The organism is Gorillibacterium sp. sgz306347, from assembly GCF_059735245.1.
Genome location: NZ_JCAPET010000001.1, coordinates 211,036 through 237,652 on the forward strand (window position 1 = coordinate 211,036; position 26,617 = coordinate 237,652).

Genomic DNA, 26,617 nt, shown 5'->3' on the forward strand with positions numbered 1-26,617 from the left:
AATGGAAAAACAGCTCAAAGTCCGGTCTCTATTGATCGGCATCTTTTTTTTCGTTTTGTTTTTCGTGGTCGTCGGGAAAATTTACTGGATTCAGGTCGTGCAGGCGAAGGACCTGCGCCAGAAGGCGGAGTCGGTCTGGCGGGAGGAGGAGTTTCTCCAGCCCGTCCGCGGCTCGATTCTGGACCGCAACGGCCGGGCGCTCGCCGAGGAAACGACGGCGTATACGGTCTATGTCAACCCGCAGCAGATCAACGACCGCGGCATTGCGCGCGAAGCAGCCAAAGGGCTGGCCGGGGTGCTGAAGGAGAAGGATGACGCCGCCTACGCCGCCGATCTGGAGGAACGGCTGTACACCGCCATGACCAAAAAGAAAGCGGACGGCAGCGATTTTTTGGTTGAGGTGGAAATTCGCAACGAGGGCTGGAAAATCGACGCCGAGAAGAAAGCGGAAATCGATCAGCTGGTCGAGCGGCTGCAGCAGGAGCTCAAGGAAAACAAAAAGGACAGCAAATACAAAATCGTCGGCATCTATACCCGGGAAACCCAAAAGCGCACCTACCCGAACGAGCGGCTGGCGTCGCATGTTCTCGGCTACGTCAACAAAGAAGGCGAAGCGGTCATGGGGCTGGAGAAGCAGCTGGACGAGTATCTGGCCGGCACGCCCGGCAGGCTCGTGCTGGAGACGGACCTGAAGGGCGTCGAAATCCCCGGCTCCAAAGCGACCCTTACGCCGGCTGTGAACGGTAAAAACGCCAAGCTGACCATTGACCAGAACATTCAATATTATTTGGAAAAGACGCTGCGCAAGTACACCGAGCAGTACACGCCGAAAAGCATGAGCGCCATCGCCGTCAACCCGAAGACGATGGAGATTCTGGGAATGGCCAACACGCCGGACTATAACCCCAATACGTTCTGGGAATCGGCGAAGGATCAAAGCGCCTTCCGCAACCGGGCCATTGCCGACCAGATCGAGCCTGGCTCGACGTTCAAGATCGTGACCCTGGCGGGCGCGATCGAGCAGGGGCTGTGGGGCGATCCGCACAAAAAATTCTTTGAATCGGGCGTCATCAAATTCGATCAAATGCGGGAAATCCGCGACCACAACTGGAGCGGCTGGGGCACCATCGATTACATGGAAGGCCTTGTCCGGTCCAGCAACGTGCTGTTCGCAAAGCTCGGCTACGGCGGCCTCGGAAAAGAAAAGTTCCAAAGCTACGTCGAGAAGTTCGGCTTCGGCCAGCCGACCGGCATCGACTTGAAGGGCGAAGCGTCCGGCAATACGTCGTTCAAATACGAGTCGGACTACGCCCGGGCAACCTTTGGCCAGTCCGTATCGGTCACTCTGCTGCAGGAAGCGGCTGCCTATGCCGCCATCGCAAACGGCGGGAAGCTGATGAAGCCTTACGTCATCAAAGAAATTTCCGATCCGGAAACGGGCGAAATCGTCAAATCCTTCGGGCCGCAGGAGGTGCGCCAGGTCGTGCCGGCCGAGGTGGCCCGCCAAACGGCCCTCGCTCTGGAGCACGTCATGACGGATGAGCACGGCACCGGGCTGAACGCGGCGATCAGCGGCTACCGGATCGCCGGCAAGACCGGCACGGCCAACATCGTGCCGGAAGGGCAGAAAGGCTATTCGGATGACACGTGGCTGTTTACCTTTGCCGGCTTTGCGCCGGTAGAAGACCCGCAAATCGTCATCGTCGTGATGGCGGACCAGCCGCTGCCCCGGGGCGATTACCATTTGGGCGGGGAAGTCACGGTTCCGGCATTCAAAGAAATGATGGCGGAGACGCTGACTTACCTGGCGATTCCGACCTCAACCGGAGATTCGAAAGCCACGAAGCAGGCGGCTGAAATCACCGTGCCCGCCCTGGCCAACCTGACGGCGGCCGACGCCAAAGCGAAGCTGGAGGCATTGGGGCTGAAAGCGCAGCTGCTTGGTGACGGAGGCAAGGTCACGCGCCAGCTCCCGGCCGCGGGAGCAAAGCTGAATGCCGGGGATAGCGTGATTCTGGTCGCGGGGGCCGCGAGCAAGGCGGCGGTGCCGGACCTCACGGGGCTGTCCCTGCGCGATGCCGTGGAAATCGCCGGACTGCTTCAGATGGATTACGAGGTGAAAGGGGAAGGGTTTGTCACCGGACAGAAGGTGCGGACGGAAAACGGCCGCAAAATACTGGAATTGACGCTGCTGCCGATCAGCGCGGCTCCGTCCGGGACGGACGGATCGCCTGCGCCCGATACCGGCGAAGGTTCCGGCACTGCACCGGATGCTTCCGGCGCGGCGGACCCGAACGCCGCCCAAGGCGGTGCGGGCTCCGGCTGACGGAAGCCGCCCCGGGTGCGGCACCCGGCCCGGAAAGCTTGTTCTATCCCCCTCTTGGGACGAATAGTCATGAGAAAGAACGGATCATGACCATTTCGGGACAAGGGGGGATTGCCGCCTATGCGGATATCGGGCGTTACGATCCGCCGCCGGCTTTGGGTTTCCATGCTGGGCGGGGGTGTCCTTTTCGCGGCATTGGTGATACGATTGGCGTATGTTCAGCTGTGGATGGGGCCGGAGCTGGCTGCGAAAGCCGAGGATTCCTGGAGACGGGAAATTCCCTATATGGCCAAGCGGGGCGAAATTCTCGACCGGAACGGCGTGAAGCTGGCCTACAACATAAGCGCTCCTTCGATCGTTGCGGTTCCCGCCCAGATCAAGGATAAGCGGGCGACGGCGGGCAAACTGGCCGCGGTGCTGCAAATGTCCGAGGAGAGCGTCTTCAAGGCCCTTACCAAAAAGAACAGTATGCTGGTGGACATCAAGCCCGGCGGGCGCAAGCTTTCCGAGGAGAAGGCGCTTCAGGTGCGGGCGCTGAACCTGCCCGGCGTCGTGGTGGCCGAAGACAACAAGCGCTATTATCCGTTCGGGCAGCTGGCTGCGCATATTCTCGGGTTTACCGGCGGCTACAACCAGGGGCTTACCGGTGTTGAAGCCAAGTATGACAAAGAGCTGTCCGGCGTAAAAGGGAGCGTGTCGTTCCTTTCCGACGCCGGCGGCAAGCGGATGCCCGGCTCATCGGAGGAATATACCAAGCCGAAGGACGGCTTGAACCTGCAGCTGACCATCGACAGCTACCTGCAGTCCGTACTTGAGCGGGAGCTGGAGCAGACGATGGCGCAAACGGGCGCGCACCAGGCCATGGCGATCATGATGGACCCGAAAACCGGCGAAATTCTGGCCATGGGCGGAAATCCGACGTACGACCCGGAGCATTTCCGGGATTACCCGGCGGATGTTTACAACCGCAATTTGCCGATCTGGATGACGTACGAGCCCGGCTCGACGTTTAAAATCATCACCCTGGCGGCCGCTCTGGAGGAGAAAAAAATCAGCCTGACCGAGCGCTTTTTCGATCCGGGCAGCATTGAAGTCGCCGGCGCCCGTCTCCGGTGCTGGAAGCGGGGCGGCCACGGCAGCGAAACCATGCTGGAAGTGGTGGAAAACTCCTGCAACCCCGGTTTTGTGACGATGGGCCAGCGGCTGGGGAAGGAAACCCTGTTCGATTACATCAACCGCTTCGGCTTCGGACGAAAAACCGGCATCGACCTGAACGGAGAGGCGAGCGGCATCTTGTTCAAGCTGAATAATGTCGGTCCGGTCGAGCTGGCGACCACCTCGTTTGGCCAGGGGGTTTCCGTCACGCCGATTCAGCAGATCGCGGCCGTGTCGGCGGCGATCAACGGCGGCACGCTGTTTGAGCCCCACGTGGCCAAAGCGTGGTACGACCCGGACACGGGGCGGCTTGTCAAGCAGGTGGAGCCGGAAGCCAAACGCCAGGTGATTTCCGCCGAAACCTCCAAACAGGTCCGCGAAACGCTGGAAAGCGTAGTCGCCAAGGGCACAGGGAAAAACGCCTTTCTGGACGGCTACCGGGTCGGAGGGAAAACCGGTACGGCGCAAAAGGTTGTAAACGGGCGCTACTCCGCCACCGAGCACATCGTTTCTTTTATCGGCTTTGCGCCGGCGGACGATCCCCGCGTGGTCGTTTACGCGGCCGTCGACAATCCCCAGGGCATCCAGTTCGGCGGTCTGATCGCCGCGCCGCTGGTCAAGAACATTATGGCCGACGCGCTGCGCTATTTGGGCGTTGAACCCCGGAAGGATCAGCTCGCCCGGGAATATACCTACGGCGACGTGCGGACGGTGGAGGTGCCGAATCTAGTGGGAATGACGACGACCGACCTGTACGAGGATCTGAATTCCTCCTTCCGGCTCGCCAAGTCCGGGAACGGAAACGTGGTCGTCAATCAGGTTCCAAAGCCCGGCGCGCGGGTGAACGAAGGGGCGACCATCCGGATTTTTCTGTCCGGCACGGAAACCAAAGATTAAAGGCAATCGAGAATGGAGATACAAGTATGGATAAAAGCAGGGAAGGATTGGGGAAAACGGAGATGCGGCTAGCGGATATCGCTTCTTTGTTTCCGGTCGCCCGCTTGACCGGCGACGGATTGGTTCAGATTACGGGAGTGGAGACGGATTCCCGGCGGGTGGAGGCGGGCGACCTGTTCATCTGCCTGCCCGGGTTTACAGTGGACGGACACGATTACGCAAAAGCGGCGGTTGCGCGCGGAGCGGCGGCCGTCGTGGCCGAGCGCCCGCTCGACGCGGGCGTTCCGGTCTTGATCGTCAAGGACAGCCATTTTGCTGCGGCGGCGATCGCCAGCCATTTTTACGGCTACCCGACAAGGGAGCTTCGGGTCATCGGGGTGACGGGCACCAACGGCAAAACGACGACGACCAACATCATCAACGAAATCCTGATGGATCAGGGGCACGTCACCGGGCTCATGGGCACGATCCGTACCGTGATCGCCGGCACCAGGCTGGACACGCCGAACACGACGCAGGAAGCGCTCGCGCTTCAGCGCAGCTTCCGTCGCATGGCGGAGGCCGGGGCCGGTTACGGCATCATGGAGGTGTCCAGCCATGCGCTGCACCTGGGACGGGTAAAAGGGGTCCGGTTCCGAACGGCTGTATTCACCAATCTGACGCAGGACCATCTGGATTATCACCATACCATGGAGGAGTACAGGGCGGCGAAGGGACTGCTGTTTTCCCGGCTGGGCAACGAATTTCATGCGAGCCCGGACGAAAGGCAGTACGCGGTGTTTAACGCGGACGACCCGGCCTTTCCCGAATTTGCGGCTTTAACGGCGGTTCCCTGCATCACGTACGGCATCGAAAACGAGGCCGACGTGCGGGCCAAGGATATCCGCATGACGGCGGGGGGCACGGAATTCCGGCTGGTCACCTTCCAGGGAGAAGAGACGGTCCGGCTGAAGCTGGTCGGCAAGTTTAACGTCTACAATGTGCTGGCCGCCGTGTCGGCCGTGCTTTTGGAGGGTGTGCCGCTAGCGGCGGTCAAAGCGAGCCTGGAGAAGCTGTCCGTTGTGGAAGGGCGGATGGAGACGGTCGACGAGGGGCAGCCGTTCCTGGCCGTGGTCGATTACGCGCATTCGCCGGACAGCCTGCAAAACGTGCTGGAAACGATCCGCGAATTCGCGGAGGGCCGGGTGATCACCGTTTTCGGCTGCGGGGGAGACCGCGACCGTGCGAAGCGGCCGATCATGGGCGGGATTGCGGCCCGTTACAGCGATCACGTCATCCTGACCTCCGATAACCCGCGGACCGAGGAACCGGCGGCGATCCTGCGCGACATCGAGCCGGGGGCGGCCGCCGTCGAAGGGGCGAGCTGGGAAACGGTGGAAGACCGCCGCGAGGCGATCGAAAAAGCGGTTGATCGCGCAGGCCCGGGAGATGTAATATTGATTGCGGGCAAAGGCCATGAAACCTACCAGGAAATCAACCGGGTCCGCCATCCTTTCGACGATCGGGAGGAGCTGCGGACTGCCATAAGGAGAGCCTGCAAATGATTCGCAAAACACTGGCGGAAATCGCCGAAATGACAGGCGGCGCGCTGGCGGCCGCAGGGACGGGAAACGCAGCCGGGCTGCCGCCTGGAGCGGACGCGGGTACCGGCGCGGTTCGCATCCAGGGCGTGTCGACCGATTCCCGCAAGATTCAGCCCGGGAATTTGTTCGTTCCGCTGCGGGGAGAGCGCTTTGACGGGCACGATTATCTCGCGGCCGTCATGGAGGCGGGAGCCGCGGCGGCGCTCTGGCACAAGGATCGCCCGCTGCCGGAGACGGACGCCGCGCTCGTGCTGGTCGACGATCCGCTTGCCGCTTTGCAGCGGCTGGCGCGGAGCTACCGGCGCGGGCTAAAGCTGAAGGTCGTCGGCATTACCGGCAGCAACGGGAAGACGACCACCAAGGACCTGACCGCCGCCGCGCTTGCTTCCGCCTTCCGCGTACATAAAACGCCGGGCAACCTGAACAACCATATCGGGCTTCCCCTCACACTTTTGCAGCTGGAGGAAAGCACGGAGATCGCCGTTATCGAGATGGGCATGAGCGGACGGGGAGAAATCGCGCTGCTGGCGGAAATCGCCGAGCCCGATGCGGCCGTGATCACCAATATCGGCGAATCTCATCTGCTTCAGCTCGGGTCCCGCGAGGAAATTGCCCGGGCCAAAACCGAAATTTTGCGCGGCCTGCCTGAAGGGGGCCTGTTTGTCTACAACGGCGACGAGCCTCTGATCGGACAAATCATGCCGGAAATGCCGCAGCCGAAGGAGCTGCAAACGCTGCGCTTCGGCATGCAGCAAAGCAACGATTTGTATCCGGCTGCCATCGAAATGGAAACGGAGGGCGCGCGCTTCCGCGACAACCGTTCCGAAACGGCCTTTTTCATCCCTTTGCTGGGCCGGCACAACGTGTTGAATGCGCTGGCCGCCGTCGCGGTCGCCCGCCACTTCGGCGCAACCGACAAGCAAATTGCGGAGGGCCTTGCGTCGGCGGAGATGACCGGCATGCGGATTGAACGCACTGTTACGCCAAACGGAATTGTGGTCCTGAACGATGCATACAATGCGAGCCCGACCTCCGTCAAGGCGGCGTTGGCCTTGTTTGCCGATTTAAAGGAAGGCCACCGCAAGCTCGCCGTCATCGGCGACATGCTGGAGCTGGGCGAGCGGGAAGAAGCGTTTCACGCCGAGGTCGGGCGCGCCGCAGGAGAGGCCGGAGTGGACCGCCTTTACACGTACGGCCCGCTGTCCGCGCATGCGGCCAGCGAAGCCGAGCGGCTGCTCGGGCCCGGCCGGGTCCGGCACTATGCCGATAAAGCGGAGCTGATCCGCGATCTGGTCGCCGAAGCCCGGCCCGGCGACGCCGTACTGGTGAAAGCCTCGCGCGGCATGCGGCTGGAGGATGCCGTTCTCGCGCTAATGGGCGCATAGCCGTCTTCCCCTTGAAACTTTTTATGCATCTATTATCCGGTGAGGGCATGCGGAACGCCGTTTTCGCATATGGCTGTAAGGAGCCCGGGCGGCGAGCGGGGACGACCCTTCCCGGCGCCCGCCTTTTGCGGTTATCGCCCGCTTGTCCCGCACGGCAGGCGGAAGCCGTCCGGCCGATACTTAAGGAGCTGTGTTTAACGTGATGGAACTCAAAGAGGTTTTGTTCCCGCTCGGCGTCGCTTTTGTGCTGGCGCTGCTTGCGGGGCCCCTGGTTATCCCGGTGCTGAGACGGTTGAAATTCGGCCAGCAAATCCGGGCGGAAGGGCCGCAGGCCCACCTGAAAAAGAAAGGTACTCCCACCATGGGCGGGATCATCATATTGCTGGCCCTTTCTCTGTCCGCGCTCCGCTTCAGCGAAAAGAACAGCGAGCTGCTTATTTTGCTGATCGCTTCGCTCGGCTTCGGACTGGTCGGTTTTCTGGACGACTACATCAAGATCGTCTTCAAACGCTCGCTCGGCCTGACCGCGCTGCAGAAGCTGCTGGGCCAGCTGCTTGTGGCGGGAGCGGTCTGCTATCTGCTGATCCAAAACGGGCATTCCACGGACATCGCCGTGCCGTTTACCGACTACAGCATTCCGTTCGGCTGGTTCTATTATCCGCTGATCGTGCTCTTCATGCTGGGCTTCAGCAACGCGGTCAATTTTACCGACGGGCTTGACGGGCTGCTTTCGGGAACGGGCGCGATTGCGGCCGGCGCGTTTGTCGTCATCGCCATGAAGATGCATCATCCGGAAACGGCCATCTTCTCGGCGGCGCTGGTCGGAGCGGTGCTCGGGTTTCTCGTCTACAACGCGCACCCGGCAAAGGTGTTCATGGGCGACACCGGTTCGCTCGGCATCGGCGGCGGGCTGGCGGCCGCGGCGATCATCACGAAAGCGGAAATCGCGGTGTTCATCATCGGCGGCGTCTTCATCATGGAAATACTGTCGGTCGTCATTCAGGTGGTCTCGTTTAAAACCCGTGGCAAGCGGGTATTCAAAATGAGCCCGATCCACCACCACTTCGAGCTGGTCGGCTGGTCGGAATGGCGGGTCGTCATCACCTTCTGGGCCGCCGGCATCGTGTTGGCCGGACTGGGACTCTACGCAAACGGGGTGTTTTAAAAACATGCAGCATCCGTCGACATACAAGAACCGGAACGTGGTTGTACTCGGACTGGCGAGAAGCGGAGTGGCAGTGGCCAAATTGTTCCATTCGTTTGGCGCTTCCGTCACCGTCAATGATAAAAAAGACCGAAGCGAATGCCCGGAAGCCGACGAACTGACGGCTCTGGGTATTTCTGTCGTTTGCGGGGGGCACCCGCCCGACCTGATCGGACCGGACACGGCGCTCGTGGTCAAAAACCCGGGCATCCCGTATTCCGCAGAACCGGTCGGACGCGCCTCGGCGCTCGGCATTCCGGTCGTGACCGAAGTGGAGGTGGCGGCCTGGATCTGCCCGGCTCCGATCATCGGCATTACCGGCTCGAACGGCAAAACGACGACGACGACCTGGATCGGCCGCATGCTCGACCGGGCGGGCCTCCGGCCGATTGTCGCGGGCAATATCGGCCGCGCTTTGTGCGAAGCCGCTCTCGAGGCGAAACCGGACAACTGGATGGTGGTCGAGCTCAGCAGCTTCCAGCTGAAAGGAACGGTCGGCTTCCGGCCGCGCATCGCCGTCCTGCTGAACGTGTACGAAACCCATCTGGATTATCACGGCACGATGGAGGACTACGCAGGCTCCAAGGCCAAGCTGTTCGTCAATCAAACCGAAGCCGACATCGCGGTCGTGAATTTGGACGACCCCTTCTGCCGGTCGCTCGTGCCGCAGCTTGCGGCGCGCGTCGTTCCATTTTCGATGGAGGAGGAGCTGCCGGAGGGCGTCTGCCTGGAGGCGGCGGGCGGCGAGGAGTGGATCGTTTACCGGCCCGCGGGCGGAGAAGCCGTTCGGGTTCTGCGTACGGAGGAGCTCGGGGTGCCTGGCCGCCACAACGTTCAGAACGCGCTGGCGGCAGCGGCGGCGGCGTTCTCGGCGGGCGCCCCGGCCGAAGCCGTTGCGGCCGAGCTGCGCGAGTTCCGGGGCGTGGAGCACCGCCTGGAGTTTGTCCGGGAACGCGAAGGCGTCTCATTCGTGAATGGCTCGAAGGCAACCAATCCGGCGGCAACGGTCCGCGACATGCAATCGTTCGAGCGGAGAATTGTGCTGATCGCAGGCGGGCTTGACCGCGGAATGGAATACGGCGACCTGCTGCCGCATTTCCGTGAACGGCTGCACGCGCTGATCGCCCTCGGACAGACGCGGGAAAAGCTGCTGCGGGTCGGGGAAGCGGCGGGTGTTCCGGTAGTCCGCGGAATTGATTCGGACGACCCCCGGGAGGCGATGCGGGAGGCGGTTGCCGCAGCGGCGGCCGCTGCAGAACCGGGGCAGGTCGTTTTGCTTTCGCCCGCCTGCGCGAGCTGGGACATGTACGCGTCCTACGAACAGCGGGGTAGCATGTTTAAAGAGTCCGTGCATAACCTTTAACGACGGGGCTTGACCGAAGACGAGCCTCCCCCGGCCAAGCTGCGGCGCAAAGCCGTTATGCTCCGGCGGGAAGGGGAGGCGGCCGGTTCGCGCGGGTCCCGAACAACCGTTAAAGGGGATCGAACGCGTATGGCCAAAGCCCGAAAACTGCCGGACCTGGTGCTGATGACCGCGGCGCTCCTGCTGCTGGCCATCGGCGTCATTATGGTGTACAGCGCAAGCGCCGTGCTGTCCTTCCACGACTTTGGAGACTCGCTCTATTATACGAAACGGCAGCTTTTGTTCGCCCTGCTCGGCGTCGGCGCCATGTTCGCCACCGCGCGCACCGATTATTCGGTTTGGAGAAAGTGGGCGAAGCCGCTGCTCCTGATCTGCTTTGTCATGCTGCTGCTCGTGCTCATTCCGGGCATCGGCGTGGTCCGCGGCGGCGCGCGAAGCTGGCTCGGGATCGGTTCCTTCGGCATCCAGCCGTCGGAATTTATGAAGATGGGACTTCTGGTGTTTATGGCCAAGCTGCTTTCGGACGGGAAGCTGCCGATCGAACGGTTCTGGAAAGGACTCGTGCCTTCCTTGCTGCTGATGGGACTGGCGTTCGGCCTTATCATGCTCCAGCCCGATCTCGGCACCGGCGTTGTGCTGCTGGGCGCCTCCCTCATGGTGGTGTATGCGGCGGGAGCCCGCTTGCTTCATCTGGGCATGCTCGGCCTGGCGGGCGTCGCCGGGTTTGCCGGGCTCATCCTGGCCGCACCCTACCGGCTGAAGCGGATTGTCGGGTTTCTCGATCCCTGGTCGGACCCGCTCGGGTCCGGTTATCAGATTATTCAGTCGCTGTATGCGATCGGCCCCGGCGGGTTCGTCGGCCTCGGCTTTAACCGCAGCCTGCAAAAACACAGCTACCTGCCTGAGCCGCAAACCGATTTCATTTATTCCATCATCGGCGAGGAACTGGGATTTATCGGCGCGACGTTCGTTCTGTTCCTGTTTGCGGTTCTGGTCTGGCGGGGCATCCGGACCGCCATCGGCGCGCCCGACGCGTTTGGCAGCTTTCTGGCCGCCGGCATCACGTCCATGATCGCCGTACAGGTCGTAATCAACATCGGCGTCGTGATCGGCATGTTTCCGGTCACCGGCATCACCCTGCCGCTGATCAGCTACGGCGGCTCTTCGCTCACTTTGATGCTGACCGCGATCGGCATTTTGCTTAACATATCCCGACACTCGAGGTGAACCTCATGCGAATCGCATTAAGCGGCGGCGGAACGGGCGGCCACGTCTACCCCGCCCTGTCCGTCGTGGAAGAAACGCTGCGCGAGCAGCCGGATTCCGAATTTCTGTACATCGGCACGACCGGAGGGCTGGAAAAGGGCATCGTTGCCAAGGCCTGCCCCGGGCTCCGGTTTGAAGCCGTCGAAATCAGCGGCTTCCGCCGCAAGCTCAGTCTGGACAACGTGCGCACTGTGGTCAAATTCCTGAAGGCGGTGTCCCGCGCCAAGACGCTGCTGCGCGAATTCAAGCCGGATGTCGTCGTCGGCACGGGCGGCTATGTCTGCGGACCGGTCGTCTATGCAGCCGCAAAGCTGGGCATTCCGACCATTATCCACGAGCAGAACGTCATCCCGGGCTTGACCAACAAATTCCTGAGCCGCTACGCCAAAACGGTGGCGGTGAGCTTTCGCGGGTCCGAGAAGAACTTCCCCGGCGCGCATACGGTCTATACCGGGAATCCGCGCGCCACAACGGCGGTTTATGCGGACCCCGCCAACGGGCTGCGTTCGCTCGGCCTGCAAAAAGGCGACAAGCTCGTGGTCGTCGTCGGCGGGAGCCGGGGCGCCAAAGCGATTAACGACGCCATGATTGCCATGGCCCCGCTTGCGGGACGGGTACCCGGCGTCCATTTTCTTTTTATCACGGGCGAGCCGTATTACGAAAAAACGCTGGCGGCGATCAAAGCGGGCTCGGACCGGCTGCCGCAGCGTCTCCAAATTGTGCCGTACATTCATAATATGCATGAGGTGCTCGCGGCAACATCCCTGATCGCGAGCCGGGCGGGGGCGTCGTTCCTCGCCGAAATTACGGCCCTCGGCATTCCGTCCGTCCTGATTCCGTCGCCGAACGTGACGAACAATCATCAGGAAGCGAACGCCCGCTGGCTGGAGAAGGAAGAGGCGGCGGTGGTTGTGCTGGAGCGGGAGCTGACCGGCGAACGGCTTTTGTCCGAGGTGGAAGCGATCATGAACGATCCCGTCAAACGCAGACGGATGTCCGAACGGGCGAGACGGATGGGGGAAAGCGAAGCCGCCTCCCTGTTTTACCGCGAGCTGGAACGGCTTTCGGGAAAAGCCGATTAAGCGGCAGGCGGCCAAGCGGTCCCGGCCGGGCCGGGCTGCCGAGCCTCCCGGCTCTTCGCATGCTCGCCGCCTCCGGCCTTCGGGCTCCGGAAGCGGAGATCGGCAGGGAGCTGGGCGTCTGTCACACTCTGTTAACGATTCACATAAAATACACTATAACCATGACAAACACCCAGCCGAAATTATTATGGAGGGGGAACGGCGGCGCTGCCGCCTCTGTTTGTGAAGGAGGCTACCGATGCGGCAATTGATTACCGAACTGCAGAATGCCGGGGTAGGGGAGTGCATCCCGAAGGAACCGCTTGCCAAGCACACGACCTGGAAAATCGGCGGCCCCGCCGATGTGCTGGTCACGCCCGAAACGAAGGAACAGCTGATCCGGCTGGTGCGGATCCTGCATGAACGCGGAGTTCCGTGGTTTCTGCTCGGGCGCGGCTCCAACGTGCTGGTGGGGGACGGAGGCATCCGGGGCGCGGTGATCCGGCTCGGCGGAGAGCTGGCGGAAGCCCGTTTCCAGGACGGCCTGATTTACGCGGGCGGCGGCTTCTCCTTTATCAAGCTGGCGGTGCTTGCGGGAAAGCAGGGATTGACGGGACTCGAATTCGCCGGCGGCATCCCCGGCACCGTCGGAGGGGCGGTCTACATGAACGCGGGCGCCCACGGCTCGGACGTTTCCCGGGTGCTTCAGCGCGCGGAAGTGGTGTTGGAAAACGGCGAGACGGCGGTATGGAGCCGCGACGAGCTCCGGTTTTCCTACCGCCATTCCATTCTGCAGGAGCGGCGGGGAATCGTCATGGAAGCGGTGTTCGAGCTGGAGCCGGGCGACCGCAGGGAAATCGCCGCCGCCATGGCCACGCATAAGGACCGCAGGCTGCGGACGCAGCCGCTGCAGCTCGCCTGCGCCGGCAGCACCTTCCGCAATCCGGAAGGCCACCATGCGGCCCGTCTGATCGAGGAGGCGGGGCTGAAAGGGCTTCGTGTCGGGGGAGCGGAGGTATCCTCCCTTCATGCCAACTTCATTATCAACACCGGTAACGCGACCGCCAAAGACGTGCTCGCCTTGATTGAACAAATCCGCACGAACGTACACGACAAATTCGGCATAACATTGACTCCTGAAGTTTTGGTAGCTGGCGAACTGGACGAAAGCTGAGCGCGCTGCCGTCAAGCTTACAGGAGGTGAGTTCTTGGAAAAGTTGGTGATCGACGGCGGGAGACCCCTGGCGGGAACCGTTCGGATCCAGGGAGCGAAAAATGCCGCGCTCCCCATTCTGGCCGCCGGCATACTGACGGACGGGGAACTGGTGATCGAGAACGTTCCGGACTTGCTGGACATCCGGGTGATGCTGGACATTCTGAATTCGCTCGGAGGCAAAACCGCGCTTGCGGAACATACCGTGAAGCTCGACATGGCCGGTTTGGCTTCCTCGCACATTCCCGAAGAACTCATGAAGCAAATGCGCTCCTCCATCTTTTTGATGGGGCCGCTGCTGGCCCGCTTCGGTACGGTCACGGTGTACCAGCCCGGCGGCTGCGCGATTGGCGAACGCAAAATCAATCTTCATTTGGATGGTCTTGCGGCGCTTGGCGCGAAGGTGGAGGAGAAAGGAAACACCATTGTCTGTACGGCGGAGAAGCTGCACGGGGCGGATATCGTACTCGATTATCCGAGCGTGGGGGCGACGGAAAACATCATGATGGCCGCGGCCGCGGCGGAGGGCTCCACGACCATTCACAATGCGGCGCGGGAGCCGGAGATTCAGGACCTGCAAAACTTCCTTTGCGCCATGGGCGCGCGGATTTACGGCGCCGGAACGGGCACCATCACGATTGAAGGCGTCCGCTCTTTTCACTCCTGCACCTACCGGATCATCCCCGACCGGATCGTGGCCGGCACGATGATGGTTGCGGCGGCCGCCACGCGGGGAGACGTCACGCTGGAACGGATCAATCCGGTTCACGTGGCTTCGCTGACCCATGTGCTGAGGCGCGCAGGTGTTCAAATCGCTTGCGCCGGTGATATAATGAACGTGCAGTGCCGCAACCGGCCCAAATTGATGGAGCGGATCGTCACCTCGCCTTATCCGTCTTTCCCGACGGATTTGCAATCGCTGATCATGGTTCTGCTGTCGCTGGCGGACGGGGTGAGCGTCGTCAAGGAGACCGTTTTTGAAGGCCGGTTCAAGCATGTCGATGAGCTTCAGCGGATGGGAGCCGACATTCGGGTCGATCTGAATTCCGCTTTTATCCGGGGCGTGCCCCGTTTGTACGGAGCCACCGTGGAAGCGACCGACCTCCGTGCCGGAGCCGCTCTGGTGGTGGCGGGACTCGCCGCCCACGGAACGACGGTTGTGGAGCAAATCCATCACATCGACCGCGGGTATGAGAGAATCGAGCGGATGCTCATGCGCCTTGGCGCGCGAATCCGCCGTGCGGCGCATGACGAAAATCCCCTGATCGAGAAATTGTCCTGATCCGGCGCCGCGGGTTGCGCGGCCCGGCCCGGGTCCGTTCCTTCCCGGTTTCCCGGGAAGGAGGCCGGACCAAGACCGGAGCCTCAACCGGCCCACGGCCCCATGCCGCAATCCCGAATAAAGTAGGTGGCACCCTTGCCTTCAAATGACAGCATACCGCCGCTAAAACCCGGCAAGCCCAAAAAACGCGGCAGCCGCAAGCTGCTCGCTTTGCTGGTCGTGTTTTTTATTATTCTATTCGCCTATCTTTTCTTTCAATCCCCGCTCGGCAAAATTTCCGACATCGAAATCTCCGGCCAAAAGCTGGCCGACCGGGTTCAGCTGGAGCAAGCGTCCGGGGTAACCGTCGGGCAGTCGTTTTTTACCGCAAACCCCGCGAAGATTGAAGCCGGTCTGAAAAGCGTCGGTCCGGTTCAGTCGGCGAAGGTGACCAAAACCTTTCCCGGCAAAATCGCAATCCGGGTGCAGGAATACCCCAAGGCCGCCTATCGTCTGAGTCCGGCGGGACAAACGGAAGCGGTGCTGGCCAACGGCAAGGCGTTTCCGCTGAAGGACGGCGGTATTCCTTCGGACCGCCCGATTCTCACCGGCTGGGAGGAAACCGATGAAGAGTGGGCGCTTCTCTGTCAGGCGCTTGCTTCGCTGCCGGACGAGCTGCTTGCCGATGTCTCCGAAATCAAGCCTTTTCCAAACGTATACGAAGACCGGATCAAGCTTTACACGCGTTCGCGTTTTGAGGTCGTCACGCGCATCAGCCTGCTGGCCGAAAAACTGCCGAATCTGGCTACCTATACGGAGCGATTCCAGGAAATGAACGGGACCACCGGCATTCTCTGGCTGCTGGAGCAGGACCGGGGCGTGCCCTTTGAAACCCCGCCTGCGCAGGAGGAGTCCTGAACCGGACGAATCTCTTGAATTGGACTACTAATTGCATGAAAGACATGTTAAAATTGAGTTTATGGTTGCGGTGTTCGATCAGCCTAGCGGGCCGTCCCTTCCGAACGGAAACAGGCAATAATTGGTCGTTGTATTTTTTGGCTTCAAAAAAAGGGAAACCGCAACGGGTGTGGAATAAGTAGAAATGCCGCAAGGCAATTTTTGATGCAAGCTGTTGATTTGCAATCCCTCAGGGAGGTGCCCAGGTTTGAGCGGCAACGATACCATTGTCAGTTTGGACATCGGAACCTCGAAAGTCCGCGCCATCATCGGCGAAGTGACAGGCGGTTCCATTAATATAATCGGTGTGGGGACGGCGGACTCCGACGGAATCCGCAAAGGCGCGATCGTCGACATCGACCAGACGGTCGAATCGATCCGAAGCGCGGTCGAGCACGCCGAACGGATGGTCAGCATCCAGATCAACGAAGTATTTGTGGGAATATCGGGCAACCACATATCCCTGCTGACAAGCCACGGTGTCGTGGCGGTCGCCAACGAGGACCGCGAGATCGGGGAAGAGGACATCGACCGCGTGCTGCAAGCCGCGAAGGTGATCGCCCTGCCTCCGGAGCGCGAGATCATCGGCATCGTCCCGAAGCAGTTCGTGGTGGACGGGCTGGAAGGGATTCAGGACCCCCGTGGAATGATCGGGGTCCGTCTGGAAGTGGAAGCCACCATTATTACCGGAGCCAAAACCTCCATACATAATCTGCGGCGGGTAGTGGAGAAAGCCGACCTGCGGATCAGCGGCCTGATTTTGATGCCGCTTGCCGCCGGCAACCTTACCTTGTCCAAGGATGAAGTCACGATCGGCACGGTCCTCGTGGATATCGGAGCGGGTTCTACCACCATCGCCGTTTTTGAAAACGGAACAATTGCTGCGACCTCCACTTTGCCGGTCGGAGGGGATTTAATCACGAGCGACGTCTCCATCGGGCTGCACACGCAGATGGAGCACGCCGAACGGGTCAAGCTGAAGTTCGGCTGCGCCCAGGCGGAGCTGGCGGCCAAGGACCAGGTTTTCAAAGTGCCGCGCATCGGCAGCAACAGCGAAAAGGAATTTACGCAAGCGGATCTGACAAGCATTATCGAACCCCGCGTTCAGGAGATCTTTCAATTGATCCGTAGCGAAGTGTATCATATGGGGTACGGCCATGCGCCCGGCGGCTACGTTTTGACCGGCGGAACCGTCTCCATGCCGGGGCTGCTGGCGATTGCGAGACAAGAGCTCGCCACCTCCGTGCGGATCGCCTCGCCGGAGTTTGTCGGCGTGCGCGACCCGTCCTATACTAGCGGCGTCGGCATTATTACGCAGATGGTCAAATCGAAGAGTCACCGTCAAAGCGGCGGTCCGGCCAAGCCGACCGGCGCCAAGAAGCCCAAAGCCCAGCAAACGGGCTGGTTTGAGAAATTTAAGAATTGGTTAAGCGAGTATATCTGACGAATGCTTTTATCGTGGCTTCGCCGCTTGCAAATAAGATGCCGGTCGAAGAGGATCAGTGAGGAGGAAATGAAACCTTATGTTTGAATTTGATCTTGATGTGGACCAACTAGCAACGATTAAGGTGATAGGCGTCGGCGGCGGCGGCAGCAATGCTGTGAACCGGATGATCGAGAACGGGATCCAGGGCGTCGAGTTCATCACCGTCAACACGGATGCGCAGGCGCTGAACCTCGCCAAATCCGAGCACAAGCTGAAAATCGGCGAGAAGCTGACCCGCGGCCTTGGTGCCGGTGCAAATCCCGAGGTGGGCAAGAAAGCCGCCGAGGAATCCCGTGAAGCTATTGTACAAGCGCTCAAAGGCGCCGACCTTGTTTTCGTCACGGCCGGCATGGGCGGCGGCACGGGAACGGGCGCGGCCCCGGTTATCGCGGAAATCGCCAAGGAATGCGGCGCGCTGACCGTTGGCGTCGTCACCCGGCCCTTCACCTTTGAAGGCCGCAAGCGTGCGATGCAGGCCGAACAGGGCATCGCCGCATTAAAGGAAAAAGTGGACACGCTTATCGTCATCCCGAACGACCGGCTTCTGGAAATCGTTGACAAGAAGACGCCGATGGTGGAAGCGTTCCGCGAAGCGGACAACGTGCTGCGCCAAGGCGTATCCGGCATTTCCGACCTCATCATGGTCCCCGGTCTGATCAACCTGGACTTCGCGGATGTGAAGACCATCATGACGGAGCGCGGTTCCGCCCTGATGGGCATCGGCCTCGGCACCGGCGAGAACCGGGCGGCGGAAGCGGCCAAGAAAGCTATCATGAGCCCGCTGCTGGAAACGTCCATCGAAGGCGCGCGCGGCGTGATCATGAACATTACCGGCGGCTCGAACCTCAGCTTGTATGAAGTCAACGAAGCGGCGGAGATCGTAATCGCGGCCTCCGACCCGGAAGTCAACGTCATTTTCGGCGCCATCATTGACGAAAGCCTGAAGGAAGAAATCAAGGTGACCGTCATCGCCACGGGATTTGAGCACAAAGTCCCGGCGACCCCGGCGCGCCGGCATCCCTCGGCCCAACCGGAATCCCCGGCGCAGCACAGCGAAGGCCGGGTGCCCCCGGTCCGTCCTTTCGGAACGCAGCCGTCCGGCGACCAGCTGGACATCCCGACGTTCCTGCGCCGCAAGAATAACAACGACTAAAGCAGCCGGTTCTCCGGCTTTGCGCAAGCCCCTTTCCCGCAGCGGATAAGGGGCTTGCGCTTTTTTTTGCTGCCCGCCTGACAAGCGGCTGCCCGTCTCGACAAAAAAACAGGCGGCTTCCCAGCACAATCAGACAGACTTTGAAGGTTCCGGGGCTTATACTGGGGTCATCCTCGACAGTCGGGACGGATGAGCTGTGGTTGTCTACGCCGATCTCCTGTTTTTGATCAATTTCCTGGTGGACGGAGCCCTGCTGCTGGTCACCGCCTGGACGCTGAAGATCCCGTACCGTCTCTGGCGGCTGGGCTTGTCCGCCGGAATTGGCGCGCTGTATGTCGCGTTTGTCTTTTTTCCCGCCCTGTCTTTCCTGTACACCGTCGGCGTAAAGGTCTTTTTTTCGCTTGCGATGCTGCTGACGGCGTTCGGGTTTTCCGGTCCGCGCCGCTTTTTGAAGGTGTTCGGAATCTTTTACCTGGTGAACTTCGCCGCGGCGGGCGGCCTGTTTGCCGTCACTTATTTTCTGCTCCCGTCGGACGGAATGCTGGGCGGCATCCTTTACGCGAGACTTACCGGCGTGCCGGTTCATCCGGCTGTGCTGGCGCTGCTGCTGGCGTTTTTAATCTACTGGTTTTACCGTTCGTTCCGGAGCGCCCGCGCGGGACAGCGCGTCGCCGCCCACCTGGCCGACGTCCGGGTGGAAATCGGCGATTACCGCTATCAGTGCCGGGGGCTTGTCGATACCGGGAACCAGCTGTACGACCCGTTGACCCGGACGCCGGTGATGATTCTGGAAGCCCAGGAATGGAAGGCGGTTTTGCCGCCGGCCTGGCTGGAGCGCATCCGCTCCTCAGACACGGACCGGCTGGTCTCCGCCTTTGGAGAAGAGGCCGCCTTCGGCTGGGAGGACCGGCTGCGGCTGGTCCCTTACCGGGGCGTTAACCGGGCGACGGCCTTTATGCTGGCGGTCAAGCCCGACCGGGTGATCGTCCGCTACGGCGAGAAGGACCTGGAAACCCGCCGGGTGCTGATCGGCCTGGACGGCGGAACCTTGAGCGCGGACGGAGCTTACCGGGCTATCATTCATCCGATGCTGCTGGAAGCCTGACGCGGGAGTCCGCGTTTTCCCGGACCCGGGGGACGCGGGGCTCTTTTTTACACTTTACACTCGGGAGGAACGCATCATGCCCGTCAAATGGAAACTGGCCCTGCAGCTGAACTACTACCGGCTGCTCCTGCTTCTGAAGATCAAAGGCGACGAAGTGTACTACATCGGAGGGAGCGAGGCGCTGCCACCGCCGCTCACCCGGGAAGAAGAGGAGTATCTTCTCCAGCGGCTGCCCAGCGGGGACGCGGCCATCCGGGCCATGCTCATCGAACGGAACCTGCGCCTTGTCGTTTACATCGCCCGCAAATTCGAGAACACCGGGATCAACATCGAGGATCTGGTTTCCATCGGGGCCATCGGCCTGATCAAAGCCGTCAACACCTTTGACCCGGAAAAAAAGATCAAGCTCGCCACCTACGCCTCCCGCTGCATCGAAAACGAAATTCTGATGTTCCTGCGCCGCAACAGCAAAACGCGGACGGAGGTGTCCCTGGACGAGCCGCTCAACATCGATTGGGACGGCAACGAGCTGCTGCTGTCGGACGTGCTTGGCACGGAAAACGATACGATTTACCGCAACATCGAGGAGCAGGTCGACCGGAAGCTGCTGCATAAAGCGCTTGACAAGCTGTCGGAGCGGGAGCGCACGATCATGCAGCTGCGCTTCGGACTTGCCGACGGGGAAGAGAAGACGCAGAAGGACGTGGCGGACCTGCTTGGCATCTCGCAATCCTACATTTCGCGGCTGGAAAAACGGATCATCAAGCGGCTCCGCAAGGAATTCAACAAAATGGTGTAACGCCGGAAAGGGGGGTATTCCTCTATTTGGAAGAAGGTATCCGAACTGGAATTTCCGCATAAAATGACCTGCCGGGGAGATACTGAACAGTAATGTTCTCCTCGGGAGGTTTTGACGATGACCCGCAACAAAGTAGAGATATGTGGCGTTGACACTTCCAAGCTGCCGGTCCTGACCAACGCGGAGATGCGCGAGCTTTTTGCCCGTCTGCAAACCGAAAACGACCTGTCGGCAAGAGAAAAGCTGGTGAACGGAAACCTGCGGCTGGTGCTGAGCGTCATCCAGCGGTTTAACAACCGGGGCGAATTCGTCGACGATCTGTTCCAGGTCGGCTGCATCGGATTGATGAAGGCGATCGACAACTTCGATCTGGGCCAAAACGTCAAGTTTTCCACGTACGCGGTGCCGATGATCATCGGCGAAATCCGCCGTTACCTGCGCGACAACAACCCGATTCGCGTCTCGCGGTCGCTGCGGGACATCGCCTACAAGGCGCTGCAGGCCAGAGACAACCTGACCAACAAAAATTCCCGCGAGCCGAGTGTGTACGAAATCAGCGAAGCGTTGAATATTCCGAAGGAAGACGTCGTGTTTGCGCTGGACGCCATTCAGGACCCGGTTTCACTATTTGAACCGATTTACCACGACGGGGGAGACCCGATCTTCGTGATGGACCAGATCAGCGACGAAAGAAACCGCGATGTCACCTGGATCGAAGGCATCGCGCTTCGGGAAGGGCTGCACAAGCTGAACGACCGGGAAAAAATGATCTTGTCCATGCGTTTTTACGACGGCAAAACCCAAATGGAAGTGGCGGAGGAGATCGGCATCTCGCAGGCGCAGGTGTCCAGGCTGGAAAAGTCGGCGATCCTGCAAATGCAAAAGCACGTCAAATCGTAACGGACCAAAACAACCAGGCTTTCCCGAAGCAGCCGGCGCTGCGGAGGGAGAGCCTTTTCTTCTGGGGGAGAGCCGCATCGGGGAGGTGCGCCCAAGAGAAGAGGCGAGAGTTCTGCCGTCTGCCGCAGAGGATATATGCGCCCAAAAGAGGAACGGGATTTCTGCCGTCCGCGGCTGAGGGGATATGCGCCAAAAGAGGGGGCGGGATTTCTAACGGTTGCCACAGCGGCTATTTGCCCAATAAAGAGGGGAAAAAAACTGTAACGGTTGCCACAGGGCTTATTTTAGGTTTTTTGGCCAAATTATGCCCGTTTTTTACATATAAGCGCTGTGGCAACCGTTAGAATTTTAAAAGTGGCTTTTTGGCGCAAATAAGCTCTGTGGCAACCGTTAAAGAATGATGAGATAACGGAAGAGCCTTTGAATCCCGAGTATGTTCTACAGAAAAGCGCTGCAGATCACGATGGAGTCAAGCATCACGGAGGAACCTCGCATCCCGGAAGAAGTCTGCGCACTATAGAGGTGCCCCGCATCCTGTAGAAGTCTTAGAATTACAGAGAAGTTGGCGCATTCCCCAAAAGGTCTGCACTATAAAAGAGTCCGTACGTCAGATGGAATTTTGAGTAGTGGTCGCATCATGGAAAATCTGCGCACTTGAGAGGAGCCAGCACATGCTTAGAAGTCCGCAATAAATAACGGTCCGCACGTCAGAAGGAGTTGGCAATATAGGGGGGGCACGCGCATCTTGGAAAAGCTTCCCATTACCCAGAAAAGTTCGCACATCATAGAGGGATTAAGAGGGGGGAGAAGCCTCATTGAGAAACTTTCGCGCCACGAAGAAAACGGTTACCTGTTTATTTAGTTAACAAGCTCCTGGTCTAAACCCACTGACTTTCAGTCAGTGGATTCTTTCAGAACTTGCAGACCCTTCAGTGTCCTCTGGTAAAATAGTAACTGGGTGATGCAAAAGTGAGCTATATCAAATATGGAAGTCACACGGTGTACGATATCGAGTATCAAGTGGTGTGGACAACGAAATATCGGTATAAAGTGCTGCAAGGGCGAATCGCAGAACGGCTGAGAGAGCTGATCCGGCAAGGCTGTGAAGCAAGAAATATCAGAGTCGTCAGAGGACATATCGGAAAAGAGCGTGCTCACCTGTTGTTATCGTGTCCACCGACAATCGCGCCGAGTAAAATCATGCAGTACTTGAAAGGACGCTCGTCAAAGATGCTGCAAGAGGAGTTCCCGGATCTGAGAGAACGATACTGGGGGCAGCACATGTGGGCGCCGGGATACTTCTGCAGGACAGTCGGATCAGTGATGGAAGAAATCATCAAGGAATACATCGAAAATCAGGGAAAAGAACGAAATGACGACACGTTTCGGATCGAAGAGTGAGTTTGAGGCACCGGCTTCAGTTTGCTTAAGCAAGAAGCCTTTCAGTGCACGTTCAGTGTAAAGCGTAACTTCGAGTTACACGGCTTCAGCAGGCGTTTAGCCTGAACCGCGACCTCCAGTCGCAAAATAATCCCCTGCACTTTAGTGCAGGGTGTGGTTTAGGAGTGAAGCCAGCGTCTTCAAATTAATACCTGATTTCATATGTCTCCCCTTAATAATTGTTTCAAAACGAAGGATAGTTCGAGGGGCCATTAATTGTAATGCTTTGCTGTATCAGTGACATCCTCGTAGAATAGTGCGTTACCTGATTTATCTAACTTGAGGCATATTATTATTTCTTTTGAATAGTTTGATTCGATGCTAACAGAAAATGTTCCCCGTCCAAACTCAAAAAAACTTTGAACAAAATAAATATCGTCGACATTTATCGGATAGTGCTCTGTCGCATATTCAATTGCTAATTTTTTTGCGCGTGAATGATCGCTTGGAAAACCATTTTGAAAATAATAAAAGAAGATGAAGAGTAAGATAAGAATGATCGCAACAATACTACAAATGAGTTTTTTTTTCATAATTCTAGTCCTCTCCATTTGTGACAAAATACACTTTATATTTCCAATAAATACTTTATCATGTTTCTATAACAATTAGGAGGGAATAAATGAAAAAGCATTGGGGCTATACAGCATTAATTGTATTAATTCTGTTTACACTTATGCCTCTACCAGCGAAATCCGCATCCGATTCGAACAAAGTATCACTGGAGGAAGCAAAACAAGTAGCTGTTTATTACAATGAACTGTACTCTATTAACAATGCTAATATTATCGAAAACGTTGAGAATGTCTATGATGTTGAAGACAATCTGCTGGCTTATTACTTTGTTGGAAAGGATAATTTAAACAACATTTTAATTTCGGCAAGTACAAATTATTCCCCTGTGCTTGCTTATGGTGAAGGGACAATGACAGTATCAAGTTTAGATGAACAAGGGAAGTTGTACTATACTGGCGGGATTTATTTGCTTAGAGCAACGTCGGCAAAACAACTTATTGATAAAATAAATAAAGAAGCTTTTAATTCTACTGAGCAAGAACGAACAAAAGCATCGGATGTTAAAAGTGAAAGTTTGAAGATCAGCAAAAACGAAAATGCGTCAAAAATATGGGATACTCTTAGAGGTTCAATAATTACCCCCTTTGCAGACCCAATTCAATCCAGATTAATTAGCATCGATCCCTTTACACAATGGGTACCTGAGGTGAAAGCATCATATCGTGATTCAGCTTGTGGTCCAACAACTATGGCAGCAATAATTGAATATTGGAGGACCAGAAATAATTATCCAATGTTGAGCGGGTTGAATAAATATTCAAGTAAAGGCGATATGATTAATCACTTTTATTCAAGACATTTAGGGATGCGCTTTGGTATGTCGGTTGACAACTTACGTAGTGGTTTAATGGGCCATGTTGTTAATGACAGCTATGATTCTGGCTCAGGAGCTAGTAGTCAGAAACCTTCTACTACGGTTATTGGATCTTATTGGGATTATCGTGCTCAAATTGACTCATTTGCACCAGTTGCAGTGAAATTTGATAAGTATTTTTCATTTAACTGGAGTGGTAGCTATTCCTATGATTATCATTGGACTGTGGGGGTTGGTTATCGATACGACACAATGACTAACGAAAGCTTCATCATTGTCCATGACAACGGGAAAGCTTATACAAACGGAACCTTTGAATATAGCACTACACAAGTCGTAAATTACGATGCAAATAAATCAATAATATCGATGGTTGCGTTTAAAGTGAATTACTGAGTATTCTCTTTTGATCGAAGCTAAGGACTTTCCTCATAAATAGGAGGGAGGTCTTTTTTTTCAACAAGTAGAAGCAAGATTATTAGTTAATATTAGTCCTTGAAATAAGAACGCGTGTTTGTAAATTGCACTTGGAACGTATGTTCTTATTTTCCATATGTGAGGGGGCATAATAATGATAGATGTTGATGACGAACGACATATTATTCTCGAAAAGACAATGCAGGAGATAGGGAAACGGTTTGGTTCAGGAGCCATCATGAAGCTCGGAGAATCTGATCAAATGGTTGTTGACGTGGTTCAGACGGGTTCTTTGGCATTGGACTTGGCTCTTGGCGTAGGTGGGTTCCCCAAGGGGAGAAGCACGGAGATTTTTGGATCGGAATCCTCCGGGAAGACGACGATTGCGCTACATGCCATCGCCGAGGTTCAGAAGACCGGCGGACAAGCTGCCTTTATAGATGCAGAACATACGCTTGACCCTCAATATGCCCGCAAGCTGGGGATTAACATCGATGAGTTGCTTTCTTTCTCAGCCCGATTCTGGCGAACAAGCCTTGAAGATCGCGAGCGCGTTTATCCATAGCGATGCGGTTGATATCGTCGTCATTGACTCGGTGGCCGCTCTCGTTCCGCAAGCAGAGGCGAGATTGAAAAGGCGATTCGTCATTCAGGGCGGAATATGAATTCGGGAGTTATGAACGACATTGTTGTATAAAGAACAGGTAGAGCCCCACTGACCGTTTGGTTGGCAGGGCTCTTCCTCTGTTCAGAACAGCAAGACTAGTGAAACTATAATTATTACAATTAATATCAGCATATATACCGCACAGCCACTCGCAGCAGATTTTGCTGTTTTTTTGGGGGCTCAACCTTAAATCAGTGCTTGATTATTGTCATAACACCCGATGGGGGTTACATTCGATCAGAATCCCCGCCTTGTAGCGACTGCGATTCCGTGTGAAGTAATGGCGGCGTTGAAAGGCTTTAATGCGATTATGACGGCCCTCTACGGTTGCGTTTGTCCATCGGCATTGGTGGTAATTTACGATTTCTTCTTGCCAATTGCGCATGGTTTTCAACACACTTTGCATGGCTGAATGCTCGATCTGTTCACCTTGCTTACACCAGCGTTCAAACCCCATCTTGGCAACGGCGTAGCTTGTTGAACAGTCGTACCACGACGTGAATGCTTCTTTCCATTCCCATACGCTGCGCAGCAACGGGGAGTAATTCAGGATCGCATCCAACTTCTTTTTACTTTGCTCGTCCAGCGATTCGGAGGGCGGATTCAGCAAACGATGATTCGCTTTCAAATGAGCTCTCGCTCGCGGCGACAATGCAGGCTGAACGGTTTTCCGAACTTCCTGCACGCTTTCGATCACATAACCGTGAACATGGAAACGGTCCGCGATGCGTATCGCTTTCGGAAAACACTCCCTAATCCAGGTGTGATACGCTTGAGCCAAATCCATGACCACGGCCTTGGGATCAAGCAGGAGGAAGTCTGGATGTGCTTGGGCATACGCCCGCAGTGCCTCTAACTTTCGGCCTGACAGCAGGTCGAGCATCGTCTCGCCTTTCAGGTTATGAATGCCGGTGTTATACGTATGACCCTTCTTGATCGCGAAGTCATCGACACCCAAAATCAGTTCATCCATCTCTTTTGCTGCTTCCCACACTTGGTCATACAGCGCATCGCAAAGGACAGGAACCGCCTCGTTATGCATGTGTTGTACGGTACTTGCTGGCGCTTGCTGCATCCGCGCGCTGTGCGCGGCCGTGGATCCAAGCGCTTGTTCGACCGTACGGGAACGGAAAAGCTTGCTGTAACGCTGCTTGGCGCCGACGAAATCGTATAGCCATACGAATCCGGCTTCACAACGTGTGCAATACAAACGAATGGTTGGCACATGCAGGTAGGTCTTCTTCCCAAACACGGATAGATGTCGGACGATCCGCAACCCATTGCTTCCCTTCCGAATGACCGCTTGATCCGAAGCGCAGCATGGGCAGATTTGCTTGTTGTCTAGTGGCACCGCCTCGATGTGAACCTCATCTTCATGATTGGATAACAGTTGGTGTATGGTTAGCTCTGGTATGTCGAGCAGTTCGTTGATATACTGAGTTGGCATCTGTTTATTCCTTTTTGTTGTTGGTGGGGACTTACAACAATACAGGATGAGCAGATGTTTTTCCATTTTTAGCCTTGATTCATTTCGTCAAGCACTGATTTTTGTTTTGAGCCTTTTTGGGTATTGCTTTTTTAGTTAACAA

General features: G+C 57.5%; 20 protein-coding genes and 1 pseudogene. 19 read left to right on the forward strand and 2 right to left on the reverse strand.

What is annotated here, in order from left to right; genetic code table 11:
- Position 1: 1 nt before the first annotated feature.
- From AC6I6H_RS00895 to tnpA, 17 genes are all read left to right on the forward strand, one after another.
- Positions 2–2,326 carry a penicillin-binding transpeptidase domain-containing protein gene (locus AC6I6H_RS00895; RefSeq protein WP_497949626.1) on the forward strand — a complete coding sequence of 775 codons (2,325 nt, stop codon included), beginning with the start codon at positions 2–4 and terminating at the stop codon, positions 2,324–2,326.
- 120 nt (positions 2,327–2,446) lie between these two features.
- Positions 2,447–4,378, forward strand: a complete 1,932-nt coding sequence (locus AC6I6H_RS00900) for a stage V sporulation protein D (RefSeq protein WP_497949632.1) — start codon at positions 2,447–2,449, stop codon at positions 4,376–4,378.
- Positions 4,379–4,440: 62 nt separating this feature from the next.
- The gene (locus AC6I6H_RS00905; RefSeq protein ID WP_497950226.1) at positions 4,441–5,922 is read left to right on the forward strand and encodes a UDP-N-acetylmuramoyl-L-alanyl-D-glutamate--2,6-diaminopimelate ligase; all 1,482 of its coding nucleotides are present in this window, start codon (positions 4,441–4,443) and stop codon (positions 5,920–5,922) included.
- Positions 5,919–7,346, forward strand: coding sequence for a UDP-N-acetylmuramoyl-tripeptide--D-alanyl-D-alanine ligase (locus tag AC6I6H_RS00910; protein ID WP_497949637.1), 1,428 nt, complete (start codon positions 5,919–5,921; stop codon positions 7,344–7,346). Before AC6I6H_RS00905 ends, AC6I6H_RS00910 begins: the two co-directional genes overlap by 4 nt.
- A 202-nt stretch (positions 7,347–7,548) precedes the next feature.
- On the forward strand, positions 7,549–8,511 hold the full coding sequence (mraY, locus tag AC6I6H_RS00915; RefSeq protein WP_497950229.1) for a phospho-N-acetylmuramoyl-pentapeptide-transferase: 963 nt from the start codon (positions 7,549–7,551) through the stop codon (positions 8,509–8,511).
- Between the two features lie 4 nt (positions 8,512–8,515).
- A complete protein-coding gene (gene murD, locus AC6I6H_RS00920; RefSeq protein WP_497949640.1) occupies positions 8,516–9,913 on the forward strand; it encodes a UDP-N-acetylmuramoyl-L-alanine--D-glutamate ligase in 1,398 nt (465 codons plus the stop codon).
- 129 nt (positions 9,914–10,042) lie between these two features.
- Complete coding sequence (gene spoVE, locus AC6I6H_RS00925; RefSeq protein WP_497949644.1) at positions 10,043–11,140, forward strand: stage V sporulation protein E; 1,098 nt, start codon at positions 10,043–10,045, stop codon at positions 11,138–11,140.
- A gap of 5 nt (positions 11,141–11,145) precedes the next feature.
- Positions 11,146–12,261, forward strand: coding sequence for an undecaprenyldiphospho-muramoylpentapeptide beta-N-acetylglucosaminyltransferase (murG, locus tag AC6I6H_RS00930; RefSeq protein ID WP_497949648.1), 1,116 nt, complete (start codon positions 11,146–11,148; stop codon positions 12,259–12,261).
- 238 nt (positions 12,262–12,499) lie between these two features.
- Complete coding sequence (gene murB / locus AC6I6H_RS00935) at positions 12,500–13,414, forward strand: UDP-N-acetylmuramate dehydrogenase (RefSeq protein WP_497949654.1); 915 nt, start codon at positions 12,500–12,502, stop codon at positions 13,412–13,414.
- Between the two features lie 34 nt (positions 13,415–13,448).
- A complete protein-coding gene (gene murA, locus AC6I6H_RS00940; RefSeq protein WP_497949659.1) occupies positions 13,449–14,735 on the forward strand; it encodes a UDP-N-acetylglucosamine 1-carboxyvinyltransferase in 1,287 nt (428 codons plus the stop codon).
- A gap of 135 nt (positions 14,736–14,870) precedes the next feature.
- Entirely contained in the window at positions 14,871–15,632 is a 762-nt protein-coding gene (locus AC6I6H_RS00945; protein ID WP_497949665.1) for a cell division protein FtsQ/DivIB, read from the forward strand.
- Between the two features lie 247 nt (positions 15,633–15,879).
- The gene (ftsA, locus tag AC6I6H_RS00950) at positions 15,880–17,115 is read left to right on the forward strand and encodes a cell division protein FtsA (protein ID WP_497949670.1); all 1,236 of its coding nucleotides are present in this window, start codon (positions 15,880–15,882) and stop codon (positions 17,113–17,115) included.
- 79 nt (positions 17,116–17,194) lie between these two features.
- Positions 17,195–18,310, forward strand: a complete 1,116-nt coding sequence (gene ftsZ / locus AC6I6H_RS00955) for a cell division protein FtsZ (protein ID WP_497949675.1) — start codon at positions 17,195–17,197, stop codon at positions 18,308–18,310.
- Positions 18,311–18,506: 196 nt separating this feature from the next.
- Complete coding sequence (gene spoIIGA, locus AC6I6H_RS00960) at positions 18,507–19,415, forward strand: sigma-E processing peptidase SpoIIGA (RefSeq protein ID WP_497949677.1); 909 nt, start codon at positions 18,507–18,509, stop codon at positions 19,413–19,415.
- Positions 19,416–19,491: 76 nt separating this feature from the next.
- Positions 19,492–20,214: an RNA polymerase sporulation sigma factor SigE gene (sigE, locus tag AC6I6H_RS00965; RefSeq protein ID WP_497949682.1), complete on the forward strand. Its 723-nt coding sequence runs from the start codon at positions 19,492–19,494 to the stop codon at positions 20,212–20,214.
- A 117-nt stretch (positions 20,215–20,331) separates the two neighbouring features.
- Complete coding sequence (sigG, locus tag AC6I6H_RS00970; protein WP_497949688.1) at positions 20,332–21,114, forward strand: RNA polymerase sporulation sigma factor SigG; 783 nt, start codon at positions 20,332–20,334, stop codon at positions 21,112–21,114.
- Positions 21,115–22,083: 969 nt separating this feature from the next.
- Complete coding sequence (gene tnpA / locus AC6I6H_RS00975) at positions 22,084–22,515, forward strand: IS200/IS605 family transposase (RefSeq protein ID WP_497949693.1); 432 nt, start codon at positions 22,084–22,086, stop codon at positions 22,513–22,515.
- A 251-nt stretch (positions 22,516–22,766) separates the two neighbouring features.
- On the opposite strand, the gene AC6I6H_RS00980 is transcribed toward tnpA, so the two are convergent.
- A complete protein-coding gene (locus AC6I6H_RS00980) occupies positions 22,767–23,087 on the reverse strand; it encodes a YfjL-like protein (protein ID WP_497949699.1) in 321 nt (106 codons plus the stop codon).
- 89 nt (positions 23,088–23,176) lie between these two features.
- On the opposite strand from AC6I6H_RS00980, the gene AC6I6H_RS00985 reads away from it, so the two are divergent.
- Together AC6I6H_RS00985 and AC6I6H_RS00990 are read left to right on the forward strand one after the other, a co-directional pair.
- On the forward strand, positions 23,177–24,340 hold the full coding sequence (locus AC6I6H_RS00985) for a C39 family peptidase (protein ID WP_497949704.1): 1,164 nt from the start codon (positions 23,177–23,179) through the stop codon (positions 24,338–24,340).
- A gap of 220 nt (positions 24,341–24,560) precedes the next feature.
- Positions 24,561–24,984, forward strand: a pseudogene (locus AC6I6H_RS00990) (ImuA'/RecA-like NTPase); the annotation flags it as partial.
- 252 nt (positions 24,985–25,236) lie between these two features.
- Here the strand turns inward: AC6I6H_RS00990 and AC6I6H_RS00995 are convergent.
- Positions 25,237–26,475 (reverse strand): ISL3 family transposase, encoded by a 1,239-nt coding sequence (locus AC6I6H_RS00995; RefSeq protein ID WP_497949709.1) that lies wholly within the window; start codon positions 26,473–26,475, stop codon positions 25,237–25,239.
- Between the last annotated feature and the right edge of the window lie 142 nt (positions 26,476–26,617).